The sequence below is a fragment of the uncultured Lutibacter sp. genome (assembly GCF_947493565.1).
Classification (GTDB): domain Bacteria; phylum Bacteroidota; class Bacteroidia; order Flavobacteriales; family Flavobacteriaceae; genus Lutibacter; species Lutibacter aestuarii.
Map to the genome: position 1 here is coordinate 23487 of NZ_CANLRG010000003.1, position 22634 is coordinate 46120.

General features: G+C 30.4%; 15 protein-coding genes and 1 other RNA gene. All 16 read right to left on the reverse strand.

The features are described 5' to 3' along the window. Positions 1-34 precede the first annotated feature (34 nt). On the reverse strand, positions 35-418 hold the full coding sequence (locus Q0714_RS03825; protein ID WP_298262985.1) for a hypothetical protein: 384 nt from the start codon (positions 416-418) through the stop codon (positions 35-37). Between the two features lie 133 nt (positions 419-551). Then, positions 552-2579 carry a VWA domain-containing protein gene (locus Q0714_RS03830; protein WP_298262986.1) on the reverse strand — a complete coding sequence of 676 codons (2028 nt, stop codon included), beginning with the start codon at positions 2577-2579 and terminating at the stop codon, positions 552-554. 11 nt (positions 2580-2590) lie between these two features. Continuing rightward, positions 2591-3337, reverse strand: a complete 747-nt coding sequence (gene fabG, locus Q0714_RS03835; RefSeq protein ID WP_298262987.1) for a 3-oxoacyl-[acyl-carrier-protein] reductase — start codon at positions 3335-3337, stop codon at positions 2591-2593. 56 nt (positions 3338-3393) lie between these two features. After that, positions 3394-5796, reverse strand: coding sequence for a glycoside hydrolase family 31 protein (locus Q0714_RS03840; RefSeq protein WP_298262988.1), 2403 nt, complete (start codon positions 5794-5796; stop codon positions 3394-3396). Between the two features lie 137 nt (positions 5797-5933). After that, a complete protein-coding gene (glgB, locus tag Q0714_RS03845; RefSeq protein ID WP_298262989.1) occupies positions 5934-7841 on the reverse strand; it encodes a 1,4-alpha-glucan branching protein GlgB in 1908 nt (635 codons plus the stop codon). Between the two features lie 3 nt (positions 7842-7844). Then, entirely contained in the window at positions 7845-9110 is a 1266-nt protein-coding gene (locus tag Q0714_RS03850; protein WP_298262990.1) for a glucose-1-phosphate adenylyltransferase, read from the reverse strand. Positions 9111-9113: 3 nt separating this feature from the next. Continuing rightward, positions 9114-10523: a glycogen synthase gene (locus Q0714_RS03855; protein ID WP_298262991.1), complete on the reverse strand. Its 1410-nt coding sequence runs from the start codon at positions 10521-10523 to the stop codon at positions 9114-9116. 178 nt (positions 10524-10701) lie between these two features. Then, the gene (locus tag Q0714_RS03860) at positions 10702-12966 is read right to left on the reverse strand and encodes an aconitate hydratase (RefSeq protein ID WP_298262992.1); all 2265 of its coding nucleotides are present in this window, start codon (positions 12964-12966) and stop codon (positions 10702-10704) included. Positions 12967-13143: 177 nt separating this feature from the next. After that, an RNA gene (rnpB, locus tag Q0714_RS03865) (RNase P RNA component class A) lies at positions 13144-13444 on the reverse strand. 158 nt (positions 13445-13602) lie between these two features. Next, the gene (dnaJ, locus tag Q0714_RS03870; RefSeq protein WP_298262993.1) at positions 13603-14733 is read right to left on the reverse strand and encodes a molecular chaperone DnaJ; all 1131 of its coding nucleotides are present in this window, start codon (positions 14731-14733) and stop codon (positions 13603-13605) included. Positions 14734-14744: 11 nt separating this feature from the next. After that, the gene (locus tag Q0714_RS03875) at positions 14745-15272 is read right to left on the reverse strand and encodes a nucleotide exchange factor GrpE (RefSeq protein WP_298262994.1); all 528 of its coding nucleotides are present in this window, start codon (positions 15270-15272) and stop codon (positions 14745-14747) included. Between the two features lie 180 nt (positions 15273-15452). Then, positions 15453-16760 carry a UDP-N-acetylglucosamine 1-carboxyvinyltransferase gene (gene murA, locus Q0714_RS03880; protein ID WP_298262995.1) on the reverse strand — a complete coding sequence of 436 codons (1308 nt, stop codon included), beginning with the start codon at positions 16758-16760 and terminating at the stop codon, positions 15453-15455. Positions 16761-16778: 18 nt separating this feature from the next. After that, positions 16779-17393 carry a DUF4290 domain-containing protein gene (locus Q0714_RS03885; protein WP_298262996.1) on the reverse strand — a complete coding sequence of 205 codons (615 nt, stop codon included), beginning with the start codon at positions 17391-17393 and terminating at the stop codon, positions 16779-16781. A gap of 63 nt (positions 17394-17456) precedes the next feature. Continuing rightward, positions 17457-19784 (reverse strand): ATP-dependent helicase, encoded by a 2328-nt coding sequence (locus tag Q0714_RS03890; RefSeq protein ID WP_298262997.1) that lies wholly within the window; start codon positions 19782-19784, stop codon positions 17457-17459. A 67-nt stretch (positions 19785-19851) separates the two neighbouring features. Next, positions 19852-21075, reverse strand: a complete 1224-nt coding sequence (locus tag Q0714_RS03895; protein ID WP_298262998.1) for a hypothetical protein — start codon at positions 21073-21075, stop codon at positions 19852-19854. 105 nt (positions 21076-21180) lie between these two features. Next, entirely contained in the window at positions 21181-22542 is a 1362-nt protein-coding gene (locus tag Q0714_RS03900) for an OmpP1/FadL family transporter (protein WP_298262999.1), read from the reverse strand. Positions 22543-22634 lie beyond the last annotated feature (92 nt).

Genomic DNA, 22634 nt, shown 5'->3' on the forward strand with positions numbered 1-22634 from the left:
GTATAAATTATCAGTTATTAAAAAACGAAATTAATTAGGCTACTTTAGGTGGTTGAAAAATAGAAGTTGCTATTAAGTTTGTTATAGGCTCTTTATATGCAAAATTTTTAGAGCTGAATATAAACTCCTTATTTTGAATAGATAAATTATTATTACAAATGATATAAACTATATTAAAATGAGTGTCTACATGTTGATGTTTGAAAGGTAATTCTTGATGACCTCTGTGTTCATTTTCATGTTGAGTTAACTTACTTCCATAATGCATTTCAATAAAATCGGTAAAACTGTCTCCATTATCTATATGACAATAAATATGATTAATAAGGGTTGAAACCTTACTTAAATCATCTAAATCAAAGCTAAAACTTTGAAATAAAATAGTTAAAGATAATATAACTGCTGCAATTTTATTCATCGATGCAATTATACAAATTTTTAAAAAAAGGAAATGTTAAATAAACTTTAAATACCAAATTATTTAATAATAACTATATAAATAAAATTTATAAGCAACACATAAACAACTGATTTATATATTTTTAACTTAATTATATTTTTCCATAATATTTTCTAGTAAACCATTCTAAACTTAATAAAAGTATGATAATTCCTAAAATCCACTTCCAATTTATTAAAGAACTTTTAACTACTGATGATTTTTGAACGTTTTTAAATCGCTTGTCATTTAGCAACGTTTCAATTAAAAAATCTTCTTGATTTTCAAAATAAATTGAGCCCTTAGTTTTAGTTGCTAAAAAATTTAACGAAACATCATTTGAGTTTGAAAATTGTTGCTCTACTTCAAAAGGTACAATACTAAAATTTCCTGATGCTGTTACATCTTGATTTTCAATTGAAATATTGTATGAATATTCACCTGCAGGTATATTAGAAATTTCTAGATAAAAATTAGATTTTGCTTTAGAAAAAGGTATTTTATTTATAACTTTAGACGCTTTATTCATAATTGTCATCCAAAGTTTGGCTCTAGTGTCTGCATTTAAATTTTGATCCAAATAGTTGGCAGTAACTTGTATAGTTTCACTTGTATAATAAATTGGATTGATGTCAACTTGTAATCTGTTAGCTGAATTATTTGAAGATAAATATTGGATTAAATGAGCAATAAACCCATCAAACAATTCAAAAGTTTGATGGTTTGAATAGCTGCTCATTCTCCATTTCCAAGAATTTTCTCCTAATAAAAGTCCAATCTTTTGTTGGCTATTTTCAAATGTTGCTAGCAAAGGTTCTTTTGTTTCAATAGCTCCTATTTGCTTATAAAATAAGGTGTGATATGGTACTTTGAATGAAACATTTCCAAACAAATCTTCTAAAGGTGGTAAATTTGAAAAACCAATATCTTGGAATAAAAAACTTTCATAGCTATGATTAAATATTGGACTGTAATCTTCTGTTTGCAACACCACATTTTTAGAAACGTTTGTTTGTACTGTATTTAAAAAATTCCAATCTGTACTTATTCCAGATATGATGAAATAACTTAATTTATTTTTATTAATATCATCAAAAATAGATTTAAAATCTGCTGTAGGCTGATACAGTATAATCAGTTGATAATTAGAAGTATTTTCTTTGAAATTTTTACTATTAAAAATAGAAACCTCTCGTTGCTTATTACTTTCTATAGCTTTTTTAAACATCCCTAAATCAGGATGTAAAATTGAACTTACAATTGCTATTTTTGAAGTTTCTTCAATTACATTTATACTAAAACTTTTAGAGTTATTAATTGTGTTTAATTCATCTTTTAATTCTTCAATTTTAGCAGTATAATATTGATTTCCTTTTTCTTCAGCTGTTAAATAGAACGAAGCTATTTGTACTGTTTGATTTTCTGAAAATTCTAACTTTTTACTAAATACTTTTTTTCTTTTATAATAGATGTTTAAATTTTTAGCTATTGTATTACTGCCCTTGTAATTTACAAAAATTTCAACGGGTAATTTATTGTGAATATAAGTACTTTTATTAATATTTATTTTATCAATAAAAATATCTTCAACCTCAGTGGTATCGCCAACAATTAATGGAAATACAGGCTTTTTATAGTGTATGTATTCTAAATTATTTCCAATCGTTTGATTTCCATCTGTAATTAAAACAACAGGTGAAAATTCATTTTTATAGAGTTCAGAAAATTCATTTAATGGTTGAGAAAGATTTGTTTGTTTTTCATTAAAATTAAGTGAATCCAAAGGTTTTAAACTAGTACCCAACGAATAATAATTTAAATTAAATTTTTTATTTAACACAGGGTGTTCTTTAAACTTTTCTACTGTTTTTTTTACATAATTATTTTGTAATGCATATTTAATTGAAGATGAATTATCTACAGCAACAATTAAATTTGGCTTAACAATGTTAATGATTTGTTTTTTAGTTGATGGATTGATAAAAAGAAGAAGAATTAAAAAAACACTTAAAAACCTCAAACAAAAAAGCCAATATTTTAATTGGCTCTTTTCTGAATTTTTATACAAATATTGAAAAACAGCTAACAAAAAAGCAATGAGTATTGCTAAAAGCAAGTATAACAAGGTTGCTGTTTCCAAAATTTAATTTATTAGGTTAACATTCCACCATCAACACTTAATGTTTGACCTGTAATGTAAGAACTCATATCTGATGCTAAAAACACACAGGCATTTGCAATATCTTCTGGAGTTCCACCTCTTTTTAGTGGGATTGAATTTCTCCATTCTTTTACAGTGTCTTCAGGTAAACTAGCCGTCATTTCAGTTTCAATAAATCCAGGTGCAATTACGTTGCATCTTATATTTCTTGAACCCAATTCTAAAGCTACAGATTTAGAAAACCCTAAAATACCCGCTTTTGAGGCAGCATAGTTAGTTTGACCAGCGTTCCCTTTTAATCCAACTACTGAACTCATATTAATTATTGACCCCGCTCGTTGTTTCATCATTGGTCTAATAACAGCTTTAGTTAAATTAAATACAGATTTTAGATTTACTTCAATTACTTTATCAAAGTCCTCTTCAGAAATACGCATTAATAAATTATCTTTTGTAATTCCTGCATTATTAATTAAAACATCAATAGTTCCAAATTCCTTTAACACTTCTGCAGCTAGTTCTTGTGCTGCATCGAAATTTGCAGCATTAGACTGGTATCCTTTTGCTTTTACACCATAACTTTCTAATTCTTTTTCTAATTGTTGTGCAGCTTCTACTGATGAGTTAAATGTAAATGCAACATTAGCTCCTTGTTTGGCAAATATTTCTGCAATACCTTTACCTATTCCTCTAGTTGCACCAGTAATTAACGCGGTTTTATTTTCTAAAAGTTTCATTTTTTTATTTTATTCATTTTAAAAATCAAATATACACATTTGTATAAAACTACTTACTATTCTCCTAAAATATATAAGTCTGTAAACTCTTTTGAAATAATTAAACTATTAGTATTGGTTATTATTTTGGAAAAATCAATTTCTTCATTATCCACAACAACTTTTGAAATATTAAAAGGTAGTCCATGTAAATTTAGTTCAAAAGTCTCGTACGAGGTTGTAAATTTTCCAGACTTAAATTGTTGAATTGTTAAAGAATCTTTTTTACCAACTAGCGTAAAGTTTCTTAAGCTAAATCTTCCTTTTTTATAATCATATCCATCGTGAGCATCTTCATAAACTTGAGATTTTTCTTTCCCTAATTTAAAGTAAACATCTAACTTTAGCTCTTTAATTTCAATTTCACCCACATATTGTTGAACTGGATATTTTGGTATAACCGCACCTGCTTTTATAAAAATAGGCATGCTATCAATATCAGCATCCACCCAATTTTCTTTTCCTCCTTTTACCTGTTCATTATTCCAATGATTATACCAATCACCTTTTGGAAAATACATTCTTCTTCCTCTTGCATTTGGTTCTAAAATTGGACAAACTAGTATTTTTTCTCCAAAAATAAATTCATCATTTCTATAATGTGTATGTGGATCTTCTTGATCGAATAAGACCAATGATTTTAAAATAGGAATTCCTTCATTTGCATACCTCCAAAAAGCTGTATATAAATACGGCAGTAATTGGTAACGTAGCTCAATAAATTTTCTAACAATATTTGTTACATTATTATCAAAAGCATAAGGCTCTTGATCACCGTGATCACCAGAAGAATGAGTTCTACAAAATGGGTGAAAAATACCTAATTGAATCCATCGAGTGTATAATTCTCCATTTGGTTGTTCTGCAAAGCCACCAATATCTGAACCTACAAATGAAAAACCAGACATACACATACGTTGTGCTTGAGCATTGGCTATAGACAAATGATCCCAAGAAGCCACATTATCACCTGTCCAAGTTGAACAATACCGCTGAGTTCCTGAATATGCAGCTCTGGTAATTGCAAAAGGTCTTTTTGGATAAGAGAATTTTTTTAGGCCATGGTACGTAGCTCTTGCCATTTGCATTCCATATACATTGTGAGCTTTTCTATGACTACAATGGTTTCCATCATAATTATGACGTACATCGTCTGGAAATGTTTTTCCAGGCACATCCATCACTGCTGGTTCATTCATATCATTCCAAACACCTTTTACACCAATGTCCTCAATTAATTCTTTAAATAAGTTTGACCACCATTCTCTTACTTCAGGGTTTGTAAAATCTGGAAAATAACACTCGCCTGGCCATACTTTTCCTTTCATATAGGGGCCATCTGCCCTTTTACAAAAGTAATCGTTTGCTAAACCTTCTTTAAAAACACTATATTCATTATCTATTTTAATTCCAGGATCTATAATTGCAATGGTTTTAAATCCATCATCAGCTAACTCTTTTACCATTCGTTTTGGATCAGGAAAGTAGTCTTTATTCCACGTAAAGCATCTAAAACCATCCATATAATCAATATCTAAATAAATAGCATCACAAGGAATTTTAAGCTTTCTAAATGTGCTTGTAATTTCTTTTACTTTAGCTTCAGGATAATAACTCCACTTACATTGATGATATCCTAGCGCCCATAATGGGGGAAGTTCATGTGGCTTTCCTGTTAAATCGGTATAATTAGATACTACATCAGCCATATCTGGCCCATAAATAAAGTAGTAATTCATTTCACCTCCTTGAGCCCAAAAACTTGTAATATTTCTTCGCTCTTGACAAAAATCAAAAAAGGAACGAAACGTATTGTCAAAAAATATCCCATAAGCTTTCTTATGATGCAAACCTGTATAAAAAGGTATGGTTTTATAAATAGGATCTGTTGTTCTACCAAATGCGTAAGAATCTGTTACCCAATTTTCAAAACGCTTACCTTTTAAATTATTTTGCACAGGTTTATCACCTAATCCAAAATAACTTTCTCCATCTTGAGCTACTTTTGACATTTTTACGATATCTCCTCCATATTCATAACTCTCTTCCCAATGAAAACCTAACTCATCTTCACAAATAAGACTTTTATCTTTAACATCAAAAATGGAAGTTCTCATATCTAACTTAGAAATATGACAAATTAATTTGGAAGTTGTAATAATATAATTTTTATCATCTTCCTCAATTTCTAGATGATTAAATCCTTTACTTGCATATTTAGTGATGGCGTATGAAAAATCATTTTCAAAAATACTGGTTGTAGTATATCTAAATCGCAGTACACTATCTCTTTCAATTGTTAATTGTAAAACAACATTATTTTCACTAGTGAAATAAAGTGTATCAACATCTTTTTTATAGGCTATTATTTTTGATGGAAATAAATTTCCTTTGTATTCTAATTCTGTATTTAAAATCATAGATTATATAATTAAATCAAAGTGCAAACCTACTAAAATTTAGCACTTTATTTGAACTCTTTTTATTAAAAATACACCTATAATTTTAATGAATTGTTAAAATTATAGGTGTTATATTTTATAAATTAAAATTGTTATTATTTAATTTTGAAAATGGCAATTCCTAAAGGAGGAAGCGTTATTTCAGCAGCATATTTTTTTCCATTCCAAACTTCTTTTTTTATAGTAATTTGCTTAGAATTAATAACACCACTACCTCCAAATTTTTTAGCATCACTATTAAATATTTCTTTTAATTTTCCTTTTTTTGGTACTCCAATTTTATATTTTTGATGTAATATGGGGGTAAAATTACAAACAACAATAATCTCATTTTCAATATTTTGACCTTTTCTTATATAAGAAATTACGGCATTCTCAGTATCATCAAAACTAATCCATTCAAACCCATCATTATCAAAAGATTTTTCAAATAATTCAGGTGTTGTTTTGTAAAACTTATTTAATTCTTTAAAATAGTTCTGTAATTTTTTATGAGGCTCAAATCCTAATAAGTTCCAATCTAAACTTTGTTGAAAATTCCATTCTTCATATTGCCCAAATTCACCACCCATAAACAACAATTTTGTTCCTGGATGTGTAAACATATATCCATAAAGTAACCTTAAATTTGCAAAACGTTGCCACTCATCGCCAGGTAACCTACTTAAAATTGATTTTTTGCCATACACTACTTCATCATGAGATAATGGTAACATAAAATTTTCTGTAAAAGCATAAGCCAAACTAAAAGTAATCTCATTTTGATGGTATTTTCTATAAATTGGATCTTTAGAAAAATATTGAAGGGTATCATGCATCCAGCCCATCATCCATTTCATTCCAAATCCTAAACCTCCCATAAAAGTAGGCTTAGAAACCATTGGAAATGCTGTTGATTCTTCAGCAATGGTTTGAACATCTGGGAAAGATTTATAAACCTCTTCGTTTAATTCTTTTAAAAATGAAATTGCAGCTAAATTTTCATTGGTTCCATACTCGTTAGGTTCCCACTCACCCTCTTCTCTAGAATAATCTAAAAATAGCATTGATGCAACTGCATCAACACGCAATCCATCTGCATGATATTGATCTAACCAAAAAATTGCATTGCTTATTAAAAACGAACGAACTTCGTTTCGTTCATAATTAAAAATTAAACTTTTCCAATCTTGATGATATCCTTTTCTTTTATCGGGATGTTCATATAAATGAGAGCCGTCAAAAAAGCCTAATCCGTGAGCATCTTCAGGAAAATGTGAAGGCACCCAATCTAAGATAATTCCAATGCCGTTTTCATGTAGTTTATCAACCAAATATTTAAATTCATCAGGATAACCAAAACGAGATGTTGGAGCAAAATAACCTGTTAATTGATATCCCCAAGAGGGCTCATAAGGATATTCCATAATTGGCATCAACTCAACGTGGGTAAAATTCATCTCTTTCACGTAGTTTACCAACTCATCTGCCAACTCAAAATAAGATAAAAAACGATCTTCTTCTAAATGTCTTTTCCAAGATCCTAAATGAACTTCATAAACAGAGTAAGGCGCATTTAGTGCATTGTGTTTTTTTCTGGTTTTCATCCAGCTTTTATCTTTCCATTGATAATTATCTTCCCAAACTATAGATGCCGTTTTTGGTGGATGCTCGAACCTGCGTGCATAAGGATCAGCTTTTTCTGAAATATATCCATTATTGTTGGAGTGAATTTTATATTTATAAGCCATTCCTTTTTCAACAAAAGGAATAAATCCTTCCCAAATGCCCGAAGAATCCCACCGAACATTTAATGGATGCTCACCATCTTGCCAATGATTAAAATCTCCAATTACAGAAACTTGTTTAGCGCTTGGTGCCCAAACAGCAAAATAAACTCCTTCAATTCCATTAACCGTTGTTAAATGGGATCCAAATTTTTCATACAATCTATAATGCTTTCCTGCTTTAAATAAACTAATATCAAAATCTGTAAATAGACTGCATACTGTTACGTTTGTCATATATTATATGGTAAATCCGTTAGGTATAATGGCTCCTTTTTTTACAACTACAATACCATCTCTTACAGCATAGCTATCTGTTTCAACATCATCTAAATGTCTGCCTCCTTTAATACGAACATCATCACCAATACAACAGTTTTTATCTAAAATCGCATTTTTTATAAAACAACGTGCTCCAATTCCCATAGATGGCTTTGAGCTATCAATAATATCTTCTAGCGGTTGATAAAAATCACTACCCATCATATAGGTATTAATTACTGTAGATTCTTTATCAATTCTAGACCTAATTCCTATTACTGAATGTTCAATTTTACCAGCATTTATAATACAACCTTCAGCAATTACTGTTTTATCTAAATTAGTACCTGAAACTTTAGTTGTAGGCAACATACGTGCTCTTGTATAAATTCGTTTTTCTCTGCTATATAAGTTAAACTTTGGAAAATCATCTGTCAAACCTAAATTTGCTTCAAAAAATGAATCAATATTCCCAATATCTGTCCAATATCCTTCGTACTGATGACTTATTACTTTATGTTTGTCGATATTTTGAGGAATAATTTCTTTTCCAAAATCTATGGTAGTTTCATCATCCATTAATGTTTCAATTAGCTTTCTATTAAATACATAAATTCCCATTGAAGCTAAGTAATTTCTACCTTCGTTTTTCATTTCTTCACTCACAGGTGAAGTCCAATCTGGTAATAAAGAAGCATCTGGTTTTTCTATAAAGGAGGTAATTTCATCTTTTTCATTTGTTTTTAAAATCCCAAAAGAAGTAGCATCTTTAGCATTTACAGGTATGGTAGCAATCGAAATTTGAGCTTTATTTTTAACATGTTTTTTTATCATATCATTGAAATCCATTTGATACAATTGATCTCCTGATAAGATTAACATATAATCGTATTCTAATTTTTTAAAATGATGCATACTTTGACGTACAGCATCAGCGGTTCCTTGAAACCATCCTTTATTATGTGGAGTTTGTTCGGCTGCTAATACATCTACAAAAGCAGAACTAAAAAAACTAAAATGATACGTGTTTTTTATATGTCGATTTAACGATGCTGAATTAAATTGGGTAAGTACAAACATTCTTTTTATTTCAGAATTTATACAATTTGAAATTGGAATATCTACCAATCTGTACTTCCCAGCTATAGGTACGGCAGGTTTTGAACGTGCTTGAGTTAAAGGGTGTAATCTTGAACCTTGCCCTCCACCTAATATAATTGCTAATACTTTGCTACTTAATGACATAATTTATAAATTTAATGTTCTATATAATTTTATATATGATGTTGCTGACGCATTCCAAGAATGGTCTATTTCCATCATTTGTTTTCTTAGTTGTTTAAATTTTGTTTGGTCTTTGTATAGTTCTACTCCTCTATCAACTGCATTTGTTATTTCTTCTACAGTAACTTCATTATGACAAATACCAAACCCATTTTCTTTAGAAATATCGATAACTGTATCTTTTAAACCACCTATACTTCTAACAATTGGAATGGTTCCATACCTTAAAGCATATAATTGATTTAATCCACAAGGTTCAACTCTTGAAGGCATTAATAAAAAATCTGCTCCGGCATAAATTATATGTGATAATTTTTCATCGTAACCAATAAATGCATTGTAACTACCAATATAATCTTTTTTTAATTCATTTAATTGATATTCTACAGATTGCATCCCCGACCCTAATAATAATATTGTTTTAGTTGTTTTTTGAAGTGATTTTTTAAAAACGTCAGGAAATAAATCTGCTCCTTTTTCTCCCACTAATCTACCTATAAATGCAAATAAAGGTTTTTCAATATCTAAGTTAAATTGATTACATAACCACTTTTTATTCTCTTTTCTACCAGATTGTACTGTAGTTTTTTTATAATTTTTAATTAAATAGGCATCGGTTTCAGGATTCCAAACCTCCCAATCAATTCCATTTAAAATACCAATACATTTAGCACTTTCATGACTTAATAAACTTTCCAAACCATTTGCTGAAATTTTTAATTCTTCCATATAACTTGGCGAAACAGTAGTAACTCTCCAAGCACATTTTATGGCTGCAGCAAGTGGATTTATAGAACCTCCCCAATCTAACAAACCAACATTATTAAAATTAAAAGCAGGTACTAACCCAACTTTATCATGAGAAAACCATCCTTGGTATTGCGCATTATGAATGGTGAAAACCGTAGGAATCATAGAAAGCTTATGATATACATAAGATTGCGACATCATAAAAGGAACTAATCCTGTATGGTGATCGTGACAATGTACAATTGTAGGTTTTTGTTTTAAAGTTAACACCCAATTTAAAGTAGCTATTTGAAATGCTAAAAATCGATTGGTGTCATCATTCGAATACACATAGTCTGTAAATAATAACTTTGGAATATCAACAAAAAATAATTCGAATCCCAATTTATTATTTTTAAGTTTTAAAATTTTATAGGTATAAATGACATCATCAAAAAGCATTTCAGCATCAAAAACAGATGAAAACTCATTGTTTTTAGTAAAATTATTATTGTAGAAAGGCATTACAACCTGAGCTACAATTTTTGATGAATTTTGATATTTTGGTAAGGCTCCAACTACATCTGCTAAGCCTCCTACTTTGGCCACAGGATAAGATTCGGCACTGATATGAAGTATTTTCACTAGCTAAAATTTTAGTCTAAAAAGTTACAAAATTTAACTCAAAAATATTTCTTTTTTTACGAAAACGTTAGCGCTACAATTCAAATTTAACTTTAAAATAATACTTCTTAAATTCTGTAAAAAAAAAGAGAAGGTTAAACCTTCTCTTTTTAAATTTATTTAGAACCTAAAATCATTATTAATTTGCATTTTCTTTTTTTATTAAATTTAAAGCTGATCCTTCTTTAAACCAATCTATTTGACCTTGATTATAGGTATGATTTAAATAAATAACATCTTTTGAACCATCAGAATGTACTAATTCTAAAGTCAATTGTTTTCCAGGAGCAAATTCATTTAAATCTAAAAAATTGAAAGTATCGTCTTCTTGAATTAAATCATAATCCGTTTCATTTGCAAAAGTTAAACCTAACATTCCTTGCTTTTTAAGGTTTGTTTCATGTATACGAGCAAAAGATTTTACAATGACTGCGGCAACTCCTAAATGACGCGGTTCCATTGCGGCATGCTCTCTTGAAGATCCCTCTCCATAATTATGATCACCCACAACTACAGAATAAACTCCAGCTGCTTTGTAGGCTCTAGCCGTGTCTGGAACAGCTCCAAACTCATCTGTCAACTGGTTTTTAACTTTGTTGGTTTTCATGTTAAAGGCATTTACAGCTCCAATTAGACAGTTATTAGAAATATTGTCTAAATGACCTCTAAATCTTAACCAAGGTCCTGCCATAGAAATATGATCAGTTGTACATTTACCATGAGCTTTAATTAATAATTTTGCATCTTTAACCTCATTTCCAATAGGTTTAAAAGGAGTTAGTAATTGAAGTCTTTCAGACGTAGGACTTACTTTAACTTCAATTCCAGAACCATCAGCCATTGGTGCTACAAAACCTGCATCTTCAACATCAAAACCTTTTGGTGGTAATTCAAAACCTGTTGGCTCCTCAAATTTAACTTCTTCTCCATTTTTATTGATTAAAGTATCCGTAACAGGGTTGAAATCTAATTTTCCAGAAATTGCTATGGCTGCAACCATTTCTGGCGAAGCTACAAAAGCATGTGTATTTGGATTTCCATCTGCTCTTTTAGAGAAGTTTCTATTAAAAGAGTGAATAATGGTGTTTTTCTCTTGCTTCTCTGCACCTTCTCTAGACCATTGCCCAATACAAGGTCCGCAAGCATTGGTAAATATTTTTGCATTTAAATCTTCAAAAATATCTAATAAGCCATCTCTTTCTGCTGTAAATCTAACTTGCTCAGAACCTGGGTTAATTCCAAATTCAGCCTTTGCTACAATTCCTTTATCAACGGCTTGCTTGGCTACAGAAGCTGCTCTAGATAAATCTTCGTAAGAAGAATTAGTACAAGAACCTATCAATCCCCAATCCACTTTTAAAGGCCAATCATTTTTTATTGCTTTTTCAGTCATTTCACCAACAGGAGTAGCCAAATCTGGTGTAAAAGGACCATTTAAATGTGGTTTTAATTCGGATAAGTTAATTTCAATAACCTCATCAAAATATTGTTCTGGATTAGCATAAACTTCATCATCACCAGTTAAATACGATGCTATTTTATTTGCTTCATCAGCAACCTCATCACGTCCAGTTGCTCTTAAGTATCTTTCCATTGAGTCATCATAACCAAATGTGGAAGTTGTAGCACCAATTTCAGCACCCATATTACAGATGGTACCTTTACCAGTAGCTGACATTGATTTTGCTCCTTCTCCAAAATACTCTACAATACATCCTGTACCTCCTTTTACCGTTAAAATACCTGCCACTTTTAAAATAACATCTTTCGGAGCAGTCCATCCTGAAAGCTTTCCAGTTAATTTAACTCCAATTAATTTGGGGAATTTCAACTCCCAAGGCATCCCAGCCATCACATCTACAGCATCAGCGCCACCAACACCAATAGCAACCATTCCTAATCCACCAGCATTTACTGTATGAGAATCTGTTCCAATCATCATTCCACCTGGAAATGCATAGTTTTCCAAAACGACTTGATGAATAATACCTGCTCCAGGTTTCCAAAAACCAATTCCATATTTATTTGATACTGATGCTAAAAAATTAAAAACTTCACTACTATTGTTTAAAGCATTTTGCAAATCTTTATCGGCTCCAATTTTAGCTTGAATTAAATGATCACAATGTACTGTAGTTGGAACGGCTACTTTACTTTTTCCAGCTTGCATAAATTGGAGTAATGCCATTTGAGCAGTAGCATCTTGGCAAGCAATTCTGTCTGGAGCAAAATCTACATAATCTTTTCCTCTAACAAAAGAAGATGTTGCCTTTCCATCCCATAAATGATTGTATAATATTTTTTCAGCCAACGTTAACGGTTTTCCTACTATATTTCTAGCAGCATCAACTCTCTCAGTCATTCTATTGTAAACACCTTTAATCATTTCAATATCAAAAGCCATATCTATTTAATTTTATTTAGTTATTTATGCTCGCGAAGTTACAAAAAATGCAGCTTTGAATTAAAAAATTCAGTACATCAAACCAATTTTTAAAGATATAAATACTTAAAATATCTTTTTTTTTGAAAACTATAAAAAAGACTTACGAAAACGTTATAAATATTAAGAATATGATAAAAATTAAGTAGGTCTATAAGCCGGATTTTGTACTTTAAAAAGTTCTTATCATTTATCTAGACTATAAATTACTCTATAGTTCTATCTGCCTACCCCTTGAAATAGAGCGAGTAACTCTAAAATTTCAATATACATGGCATTTCACCGCATAGAGTTTACCTGGTTTCACTACAGCCAAACTGTACTTGCTTTCTGTTGCACTTGTCCTCAACTTACGCTGGACGGATGTTATCCGCTATGCTACTCTGTGTTGTCCGGACTTTCCTCTTCGAATACACGAAGCGATAAGACGACCTACTTAATTTTGCAAAATTACGTTAAATATTGCGATAAAAAAACCCACTCAAAATTTGAGTGGGAAAATTGCTATGAAAAAGAAAAAGTGTTGTTAGATATTTCACTAACAACGTTTCAAAGATATATTATTTTTTATAAAAAAAATATTTTTTTTTCATTTTTTTATGAAAACATATCCTTCACTTTTTCAAAAAATGATTTATCAAATTTTGAAGGGTTTGGTTTAAAATGATCGTCATCTATTGAGCTTTCAAAAAACTTTTTTTGATCTTTTGAAAGACTCTGCGGAGTCCAAACATTTACATGGACTAATAAATCTCCATTTCCATAATGATCTATACTTGGTAATCCTTTACCTCTTAACCTTAAAATTTTTCCAGATTGAGTTCCTGGTTCAATTTTAATTTTCACCTTCCCTGAAACGGTATCTATATTTTTACTAACACCTAAAACTGCTTCAGAAAAATTAATATATAAATCATAATGAAGGTTAGTTCCTTCACGTTTTAAAGTTTCATGAGCAGTTTCTTCAATAACAACAATTAAATCTCCATCAACAGAGTTATTTCCTGGCGCAGCATTCCCCTTTCCATTAACTTTTAATTGAACTCCTTCGGTTACACCAGCTGGAATTTTTATAGAAACTGTTTCTTCTTTAAATTCTAACCCACTAGAATCTGCCCCTTTAGGCTGTTTATCTAGCATTTCTCCTGCTCCGTGACAAGATGGACAAGTTGAAGCTGACTGCATACGTCCCAAAATTGTATTGGTAACACGCATAACCTGACCAGTTCCATTACAGGTAGTACATGTTTTAAAAGTAGCACCAGCGGCCTTAACCTTTCTCCTAACCTTTACTTTTTTCTCAACTCCTTTGGCTATTTCTTCTAAATTTAGTTTTACCCTAATTCGCAAATTACTACCCTTTACTCGTGCTCTTCCTCTAGAACCTCCTCCAAAGCCTCCAAAGCCTCCACCACCAAATGCTCCTCCAAAAATATCTCCGAATTGGCTAAATATATCTTCCATATTCATACCACCTCCACCGAATCCACCAGCTCCGTGACCTCCTTCAAAAGCTGCATGACCATATTGATCATATCTCGCTTTTTTATTTTCATCACTTAAAACTTCATAAGCTTCAGCTGCTTTTTTAAAATTTTCTTCAGCTGCTTTATCTCCAGGATTTTTATCTGGATGATATTTAATAGCCATCTTGCGATAAGCCTTTTTAATCTCAGCAGGTGTAGCATTTTTAGAAATTCCTAATATTTCGTAATAATCTTGCTTCATTCTTTGTCTTATTATTGTCCAACAACCACTTTAGGGTATCTTATAACTTTATCACCTAATTTATAGCCTTGTTCAATTACATCAATAATTTTTCCTTTTAAATCATCGGAAGGAGCTGGTATTTGAGTTATTGCCTCATGCAATTCAACATCAAAAGCTTCTCCTTGTTCCACTTTAATAGCATTTAATCCCTTCTGAGTTAAAGAATTTTTAAGTTTGTTATTAATCAGTTCCATCCCTTTTAATAACTCTTTATCTTTTGCTTTCTTAATTTCGGCTAAACCTCTATCAAAATCATCTAAAATTGGCAATAAAACTGTCATAAGTTCCTCGTTGGCAGTTTTAAATAATTCTATACGTTCTCTAGAAGTGCGTTTTTTGTAATTTTCAAATTCTGCGAACAAACGTAAAAATTTTTCTTTTTCTTGGGAAACTTCATTTTTTAATTGCTCTTCAACACTAATTTCCTGTGTTTCTTCTTGTTTAAGATTTTTATTCTTTACATCCTTTTCTTCGGAGGTGTCTTTCTTTTTATTCATAATTTTCTTTTAAAAAAATTTCAACTTTATAAGCAGCAAAAGTATTGCCATTTTTTAATTTATGCCAATATGACATTTAAAATTATTTTAAACTTAAATGTTATTAAAATTTATTGATTTTTTGAAGGTGTAAATACTTCAATATATTTTGAATTGAGTAACGTTATTACTATTGAATATTTAATCTACTCTAGTAATTTTTGCTCCAATGGCTTGTAAACGTTTATCAATATTTTGGTAACCACGATCTATTTGTTCAATATTATGAATTGTACTCGTTCCTTTAGCAGAAAGAGCTGCAATTAACAAGGAAATTCCTGCTCTGATATCAGGTGAGGTCATTGTAGTTGCTTTTAAGCTAGATTCATGATTCATTCCTATAACTGTAGCTCTATGTGGATCGCAAAGTATAACTTTTGCTCCCATATCAATTAGTTTATCTACAAAAAACAAACGACTTTCAAACATTTTTTGATGAATTAATACGCTTCCTTTAGCTTGTGTGGCCACTACTAAAATAATACTTAACAAATCTGGAGTAAAACCAGGCCAAGGAGCATCAGAAATTGTTAAAATTGACCCATCAATAAAGTTTTGAATTTCATAACTTTCTTGTTCCGGAATAAAAATATCATCTCCTCTTAATTCTAAGTTAATCCCCATTTTTTTAAATACACGCGGAATTACTCCTAAATCATCCCAACTTACATTTTTAATGGTTAATGAAGATTTGGTCATTGCTGCCATCCCAATCCAACTACCAATTTCTATCATATCAGGTAAAATAACATGCGTACATCCATCTAATTTTTCTACACCTTCAATAATCAATAAGTTTGAGCCAACTCCTCTTATTTTGGCTCCCATACTATTGAGCATTTTACATAGTTGCTGCAAATAAGGCTCACAAGCAGCATTATAAATGGTTGTTATTCCTTTTGCCATTACAGCTGCCATTACAATATTTGCAGTACCAGTAACTGAAGCTTCATCTAACAACATATTTGTTCCTATGAGTTGAGTAGCTTCAACACCATAAAATTTTTCGTCTTTATTATATCTAAAAGTGGCTCCAAGTTTAATGAATCCTTCAAAATGGGTATCTAATCTTCTGCGTCCAATTTTATCTCCTCCTGGGCGTGGAATATATCCTTTACCAAAACGAGCTAATAATGGCCCAACTATCATAATAGATCCACGTAATGAACTTCCGTCTTTTTTAAATTTTTCAGATTCTAAATAATCTAAATCTAATTCATCCGCTTGAAATGAATAAGTATCTTGATTAATTTTTTCAACTTTTACTCCAAGTTCACTTAAAATAAAAATTAATTTATTTACATCTCTTATATCTGGAACATTGCTAATTATAACTTTTTCAGCAGTTAATAAAACAGCACAAATTACTTGAAGCGCTTCATTTTTTGCTCCTTGTGGAGTGATTTCTCCACTTAATTTATGACCTCCTTCAATAACAAATGTTGACATTTTGATAATATTTTTAGATTAATTTTTTTTCTTCTGTCTTGATTTTCCAGCAGCTGATTTTCTTTTTCGCATTAAATCTTTCACTTCTGATAATGCTTCATTACTATCAAACAAATCAATTTTATTATTGGATAACTCCTTTAGATGCTTGAAAATAACTTTATCCTCTACAGTATCTTTATTCCAATTTAAATAACACTTTTTCATATGATTAGCAATGGCAAAATATAGGGCTTCACGAGCTTCACCTTCTTCCCAAGTTAAAGCCGTATCAATCATAGTTTGAATATTTTTTCCATAAAACCGATATTTGGAAGCTGCTTTTGGATAAGCCAAAGGTTCAGGCTTTGCTTGCAACTCTTCTTTTGAAGGTTTTTCATATGGAGATTCTACTTCTAGCTTAAAATCTGACATGATGAATAATTGATCCCAAAGTTTGTGCTTAAAGTCTGGTACATCTCTTAAATGAGGTTGTAAATTCCCCATCACATCAACAATAGCTTTTGCCATTTTGTTGCGTTCTTCAACTTCTTCTAATGCTACGCAGTGATCCACTAATTTTTGGATATGACGACCATATTCTGGGATAATTAAATGTGGTCTTTCCCCATTGTATTCTAAATCAAATTCCATGTATCTATTCTTCTATTTTATTTATGCAAATTACAATATAAATATTGGTTTTACAATGTTATTTTAGCTTATAATTGTGAGTTTTGCGAATTGCAATAGCAACTTTTTAACACCTACAGATGCAAATCTTATTTCTGCTTTTTGATTGGCTCCAGTACCTTCTATACTTAAAACCTCGCCTTTGCCAAACTTTGTATGTTCAACGATATTACCTACAGTTATATTGTTGTCAAATAAATTTGAATTTGAAACTTTTGTTTTGGTAATTTTTTTTAATTTTTTAGGAGGCCTAAATTCGACTTTTGCTGTAGCAGCTTTTTTTATTGGTGTTCGTTGGATTGGTTTTTTAAAACGAATTTTATTTTGAGGAACACTTCCAAAAATATCTTCATTTATGTATTTATTTTGAACAGGTTCTTGCCTTTTTTCAGTTAAATACTCTAAATATTTATCATCTATTTCTTCCAAAAACCTACTTGGCTCACAATCCACCAATTTTCCCCAACGATAACGTGTTTGTGCATAGCTTAAATAAGCTTGTTGTTCGGCTCTTGTAAGGGCTACATAAAACAAGCGGCGTTCTTCTTCTAGTTCACTTCTCGTATTCATACTCATTGCTGAAGGAAATAAATTTTCTTCTAAACCAACAATATAAACATAAGGAAACTCTAGCCCTTTTGCTAAATGAATCGTCATTAATGAAATTCTTGGTGTATCGTCTTTCTTTTCACTATCAAAGTCGGTTGCTAGAGCAACATCTTCTAAGAAAAACGTCAAAGAATCATCTTCTTCTTTTTGTTTCTGTTCTTCAATAAAGTCTTTAATTCCATTTAACAATTCCTGAACATTCTCCACTTTACTCACTCCTTCTGGAGTTCCATCACTTTCTAAATCACGAATGAGTCGAGTTTGTTTTACCACTAAATCTGCAACTTCAAATGCATTTTTAGATTGAGCTTCAATTTGAAAATGCTGAATCATAGTTACAAAATTATTCAGCTTAGTTTTGGTTCCTCCGTTGATATTAATATCGTAATTATTTAAATTGGTTAACAATTCAAAAATCGACTTTTTATAATGGTTTGCAGCTACGGAGAGTTTATCTATGGTAGTAGTTCCAATACCTCTTGCTGGGTAATTAATAACACGCTTTAAAGCTTCTTCATCATTTGGATTTATTAGCAAACGCAAATATGCAAGGGTATCTTTAATTTCTTTACGTTGGTAAAAGGATAACCCACCGTATATTTTATATTTGATATCTTTTTTTCGAAGTGCATCTTCAATTGCTCTAGATTGAGCATTGGTTCTATATAAAATAGCAAAGTCTGAATTTTTAAGTTGTAAATTCATTTTGTTTTCAAAAATAGAACTTGCTACAAATCTGCCTTCTTCCGCTTCTGTATAGGTTCTCATCACCTTTACTTTTGGACCTGCACTATTTTCTGTCCAAACTTCTTTATCTAACTTGGTTTTATTTTTTTCAATAACACTATTTGCTGCTTGAACAATATTATTGGTAGATCGATAGTTTTGTTCTAATTTAAAAATATCTACATTTTCATAATCTCTTTGAAAATTTAAAATATTTTGAATATTGGCTCCTCTAAATGCATAAATACTCTGCGAATCATCTCCCACAACACAAATATTTTGGAATCTGTCGGCAAGTGCTCTTACAATTAAATATTGAGAATGATTGGTATCTTGGTACTCATCTACTAAAATATACTTAAAACGGTCTTGATATTTTGCTAAAACTGCAGGAAAACGGGTAAGTAATTCATTAGTTCTTAATAATAAGTCATCAAAATCCATCGCTCCAGCTTTAAAACACCGTTCAACATATTGATGATAAATTTCACCCATTTTTGGTCGGTGAGCCATTTTATCAGCTTCAATCAATTCAGGATCATTAAAATAAGCTTTTACCGTAATCAAGCTATTTTTAAAAGATGAAATTCTACTTAACACTTGTTTTGGTTTGTACTTATCTTTATCCAATTGCATTTCTTTAATAATAGAAGAAAGCAATCTAACAGCATCTTGTGTGTCGTATATGGTAAAATTTGAAGGATATCCTAAATGATGACCTTCAGATCGTAATATTCTAGCAAATACCGAGTGAAACGTACCCATCCATAAATTTTTAGCTTCAGATGAACCAACCACTTCTGCAATTCGATTTTTCATTTCACGAGCTGCTTTATTTGTAAAAGTTAATGCTAAAATATTAAATGGATCTATTTTTTGATTCATCAAATGTGCTATTCTATACGTAAGCACACGGGTTTTTCCGGAGCCAGCTCCAGCTATAATTATCATTGGTCCGTTTTTGTGTAAAACAGCCGCTTTTTGAGATTCATTTAAGTTTTTTAAGTAAGTAGACACAGGAATTCTTTAAAAATTCAAAAGTACTATTCCAAATTAAGTTAGACAATAAAAGTTATTGACAATATTAATTTTCTAGTTTACTTCTTTTAAATTGTTGAATAAAAATAACAACTAAACTCATTACCAATAAACCACTAAAAAATAACACCCATAAATTATAATGAGGTAAAGGATTTAATTTTAAAAGAAGTAAAAAACCCTGTATAAAAAACAAGAGTTCCGTACAAAACACAGTGCATAAAAAAACGTAAATACCAACTTTTGAGAATTTATAAAAATTGAAAATTTTTAATTGATTTAATATAAAAAACAATAAAGCACTCATAAATGCTAAAGTAAATAAATGAAGGTATCCTATGATAAAGTAAGGCTTTAAAGCTAATGACTTTTCAACAAAATATGGAAATGAGGAAAAAACTTGAATAATTATTTTTAATGCATAAGCAATTACGCTAAATTTTAATAGTATTCTTAAAATAAAATTCCATCTATTATTTTTAAATATTAGTTTAAGTATGTTTAACAAATAAAGTAAAGAAATTAATTGTAGTATTGAAGCTGCAAAACCAATAACATAAAAAATCACATGCACATCACTCCATAAAATAGATAAAGCATAAGCTGGTATGCAAGCACTATTTAAGTAAACAAAAAAAGCATTTTGTGTTTTTTTTGATATTTGAATACCCTCATTTTCAATCAATTTAAATAATATTCCAAACAAGGCAAAAACAAAAAAGCCGTTGTATAAAAAATGTAAATAAAAATAAATGGTATTGTAATACAAATCGGTTTTACCTTGAGCAACCATTACTACAGCAATAAACCATGTAGCCAAACTAGAAAGCAAGTAATAATAAATTCCAAATTTTACTAATTTAGTTGCTACTGATTGTTCTTTAATATCTTTTAATATTTTAAATGACACCACATAAGTTGCTATTCCAAAAACTGAAAGTAATACTATAGAAAAAACCTTATAACCTCCTATAGGAAAACTAATTAACATTCCTGTAGCAGTAGTGAAAATTATTAGAAAACAAATTTTATACAATTGATGCTTTTGAAGCTTAACAGAAGTAAATAATTTTAAAATTACACCAATTACCGCTAAATAACCCCAACCTAAAAAAGCAACATGTGAATGACTTTGCAATATGTTTTTGTATGGAAATGAACCTACTGGAAATGTAAAATTCCATCGAATTAAAAACCCATATACTGCAGCAATTATGAATAATGCAAATGCATATAAAAAAATAAATTTAGAATTTAGTTTAAGAATCATTTATAAAATCTTTTTTTTACAAATAAACAAGATTTTTAATTATCCTTTAAATTTAAAGCAAAAAAAAGCGGCTTTTTAAAAGCCGCTTTAAAGTTTATTTGATATTTATTTGCTAAATGTATAGGTTAATCCTAGCATAATCATATCAGTTGTCATTTCATAACCAACTTTAGTTCCTGGTATTGCTCCATAAGGATTAGAAGCAGAAGCCATCATTGGATTCATCAACTGTCCTTCGGTTTTACCATCACTAGCACCATGGTGGTAAACTCCATTCAAGGTAAAATTATCATTAAAGTGATAACCAAAACCTAATTGAAATGCATTAGCTATAACTGCTGTTGCTGGAATAGAATAAAATGCTAATTCTTCATCAATTGGATTACTACTATAAGTATAACCAATTCTTAAAGGTAGTTTTTCAATCCCTTTGTATTGAAAACCAACAGAGACAATATCAATATTTTTCCAACCAAAACCTTGTACAGAACCTGTTTGAGTCCAGCCTTTAGCTTCAAAACCTTCCGTATTTTCATAATCTACCATTCTATAATCTATAGCAAAATCAATGGTTTCATTAGAATAACCTGCACCAAAAGAAAGTATTGCAGGATAATCCATTTGGAAAATCGCATCTGGTGCTGAAGAACCATCTAAATAGGTGTTTTTAAACTCAAAATCATCAAAAGTTTGAGCTGTTTTATACGAAGCTCCTAATTTAAATCCACTAGCTGAATTATAAAACATTCCAAATTGTGCACCATAACCTATTGCACTCGCTTTATCACTTACTGGATAACCTTTTGTTGGACTAGGAGAAGAAATTGGGTTCGGAGCTAATTCCAATGCTGCATAATTAATAGTTGGCTGAATACCAATTGAAAAATTATCAGAAATTTCGTAAGCCCAAGCTAAGCCCACTTGTAATAACATATAATCAGATTCTACATGTCCAAAACCGTTCATATTTTGAGGAAAGTTTATTGGGTTTGAATCATTAGGATTCCAACTCGGATTTGGATTTCCATTTATGTCAGCTGGCAAACTAGTTTCTTGCGGAAAAGTAACACCAAAACCACTAATACCAAATGCTGAAACTCCAAAAGTATGTTTACTATCTTCTTTACCCCAAACCATTGCTAATGCTGGCATAGGTGATACTCCTCTATCGTCTTTTGTTACACCTGAAACTGCTGGTGATCCTTGCCACATCATATTTGCAGGAAGACTAGAACTTAATTCAGGAGATGAAAAGAAAGCTCCAATATCAAAATTTAAGATTTTATTATCGAATACTGAAATTGTAGCGGGATTCCATTGTAATGCCCCACTAATGTCTAATGGCTGCGCTGTAGAAGCTCCACCCATAGACATATTTACAGCTCCAACACCTTGCATAATGTGACCTGCTTGTGCAAAAGAAGCTGTGGTAAAAAGTACTACTGCTAATTTTAATAATTTTTTCATAATTGTGATGTTTATTAATGACGTTTTCATTTTTTGAAACAATATTTGTAAAGTCAATTATTGTCCTTTGCTTATTTTAATACATCAAAGCT

Excerpts from the sequence above, each read along its gene's own strand:
- Q0714_RS03875 (WP_298262994.1), bottom strand. The coding sequence starts at position 15,272 with ATGAATAAAAAGAAAGACACCTCCGAAGAAAAGGATGTAAAGAATAAA.
- Q0714_RS03885 (WP_298262996.1), bottom strand. The coding sequence starts at position 17,393 with ATGGAATTTGATTTAGAATACAATGGGGAAAGACCACATTTAATTATC.
- murA (WP_298262995.1), bottom strand. The coding sequence starts at position 16,760 with ATGTCAACATTTGTTATTGAAGGAGGTCATAAATTAAGTGGAGAAATC.
- Q0714_RS03840 (WP_298262988.1), bottom strand. The coding sequence starts at position 5,796 with ATGATTTTAAATACAGAATTAGAATACAAAGGAAATTTATTTCCATCA.
- glgB (WP_298262989.1), bottom strand. The coding sequence starts at position 7,841 with ATGACAAACGTAACAGTATGCAGTCTATTTACAGATTTTGATATTAGT.
- Q0714_RS03860 (WP_298262992.1), bottom strand. The coding sequence starts at position 12,966 with ATGGCTTTTGATATTGAAATGATTAAAGGTGTTTACAATAGAATGACT.
- fabG (WP_298262987.1), bottom strand. The coding sequence starts at position 3,337 with ATGAAACTTTTAGAAAATAAAACCGCGTTAATTACTGGTGCAACTAGA.
- Q0714_RS03895 (WP_298262998.1), bottom strand. The coding sequence starts at position 21,075 with ATGATTCTTAAACTAAATTCTAAATTTATTTTTTTATATGCATTTGCA.
- Q0714_RS03900 (WP_298262999.1), bottom strand. The coding sequence starts at position 22,542 with ATGAAAAAATTATTAAAATTAGCAGTAGTACTTTTTACCACAGCTTCT.
- dnaJ (WP_298262993.1), bottom strand. The coding sequence starts at position 14,733 with ATGAAGCAAGATTATTACGAAATATTAGGAATTTCTAAAAATGCTACA.
- Q0714_RS03850 (WP_298262990.1), bottom strand. The coding sequence starts at position 9,110 with ATGTCATTAAGTAGCAAAGTATTAGCAATTATATTAGGTGGAGGGCAA.
- Q0714_RS03825 (WP_298262985.1), bottom strand. The coding sequence starts at position 418 with ATGAATAAAATTGCAGCAGTTATATTATCTTTAACTATTTTATTTCAA.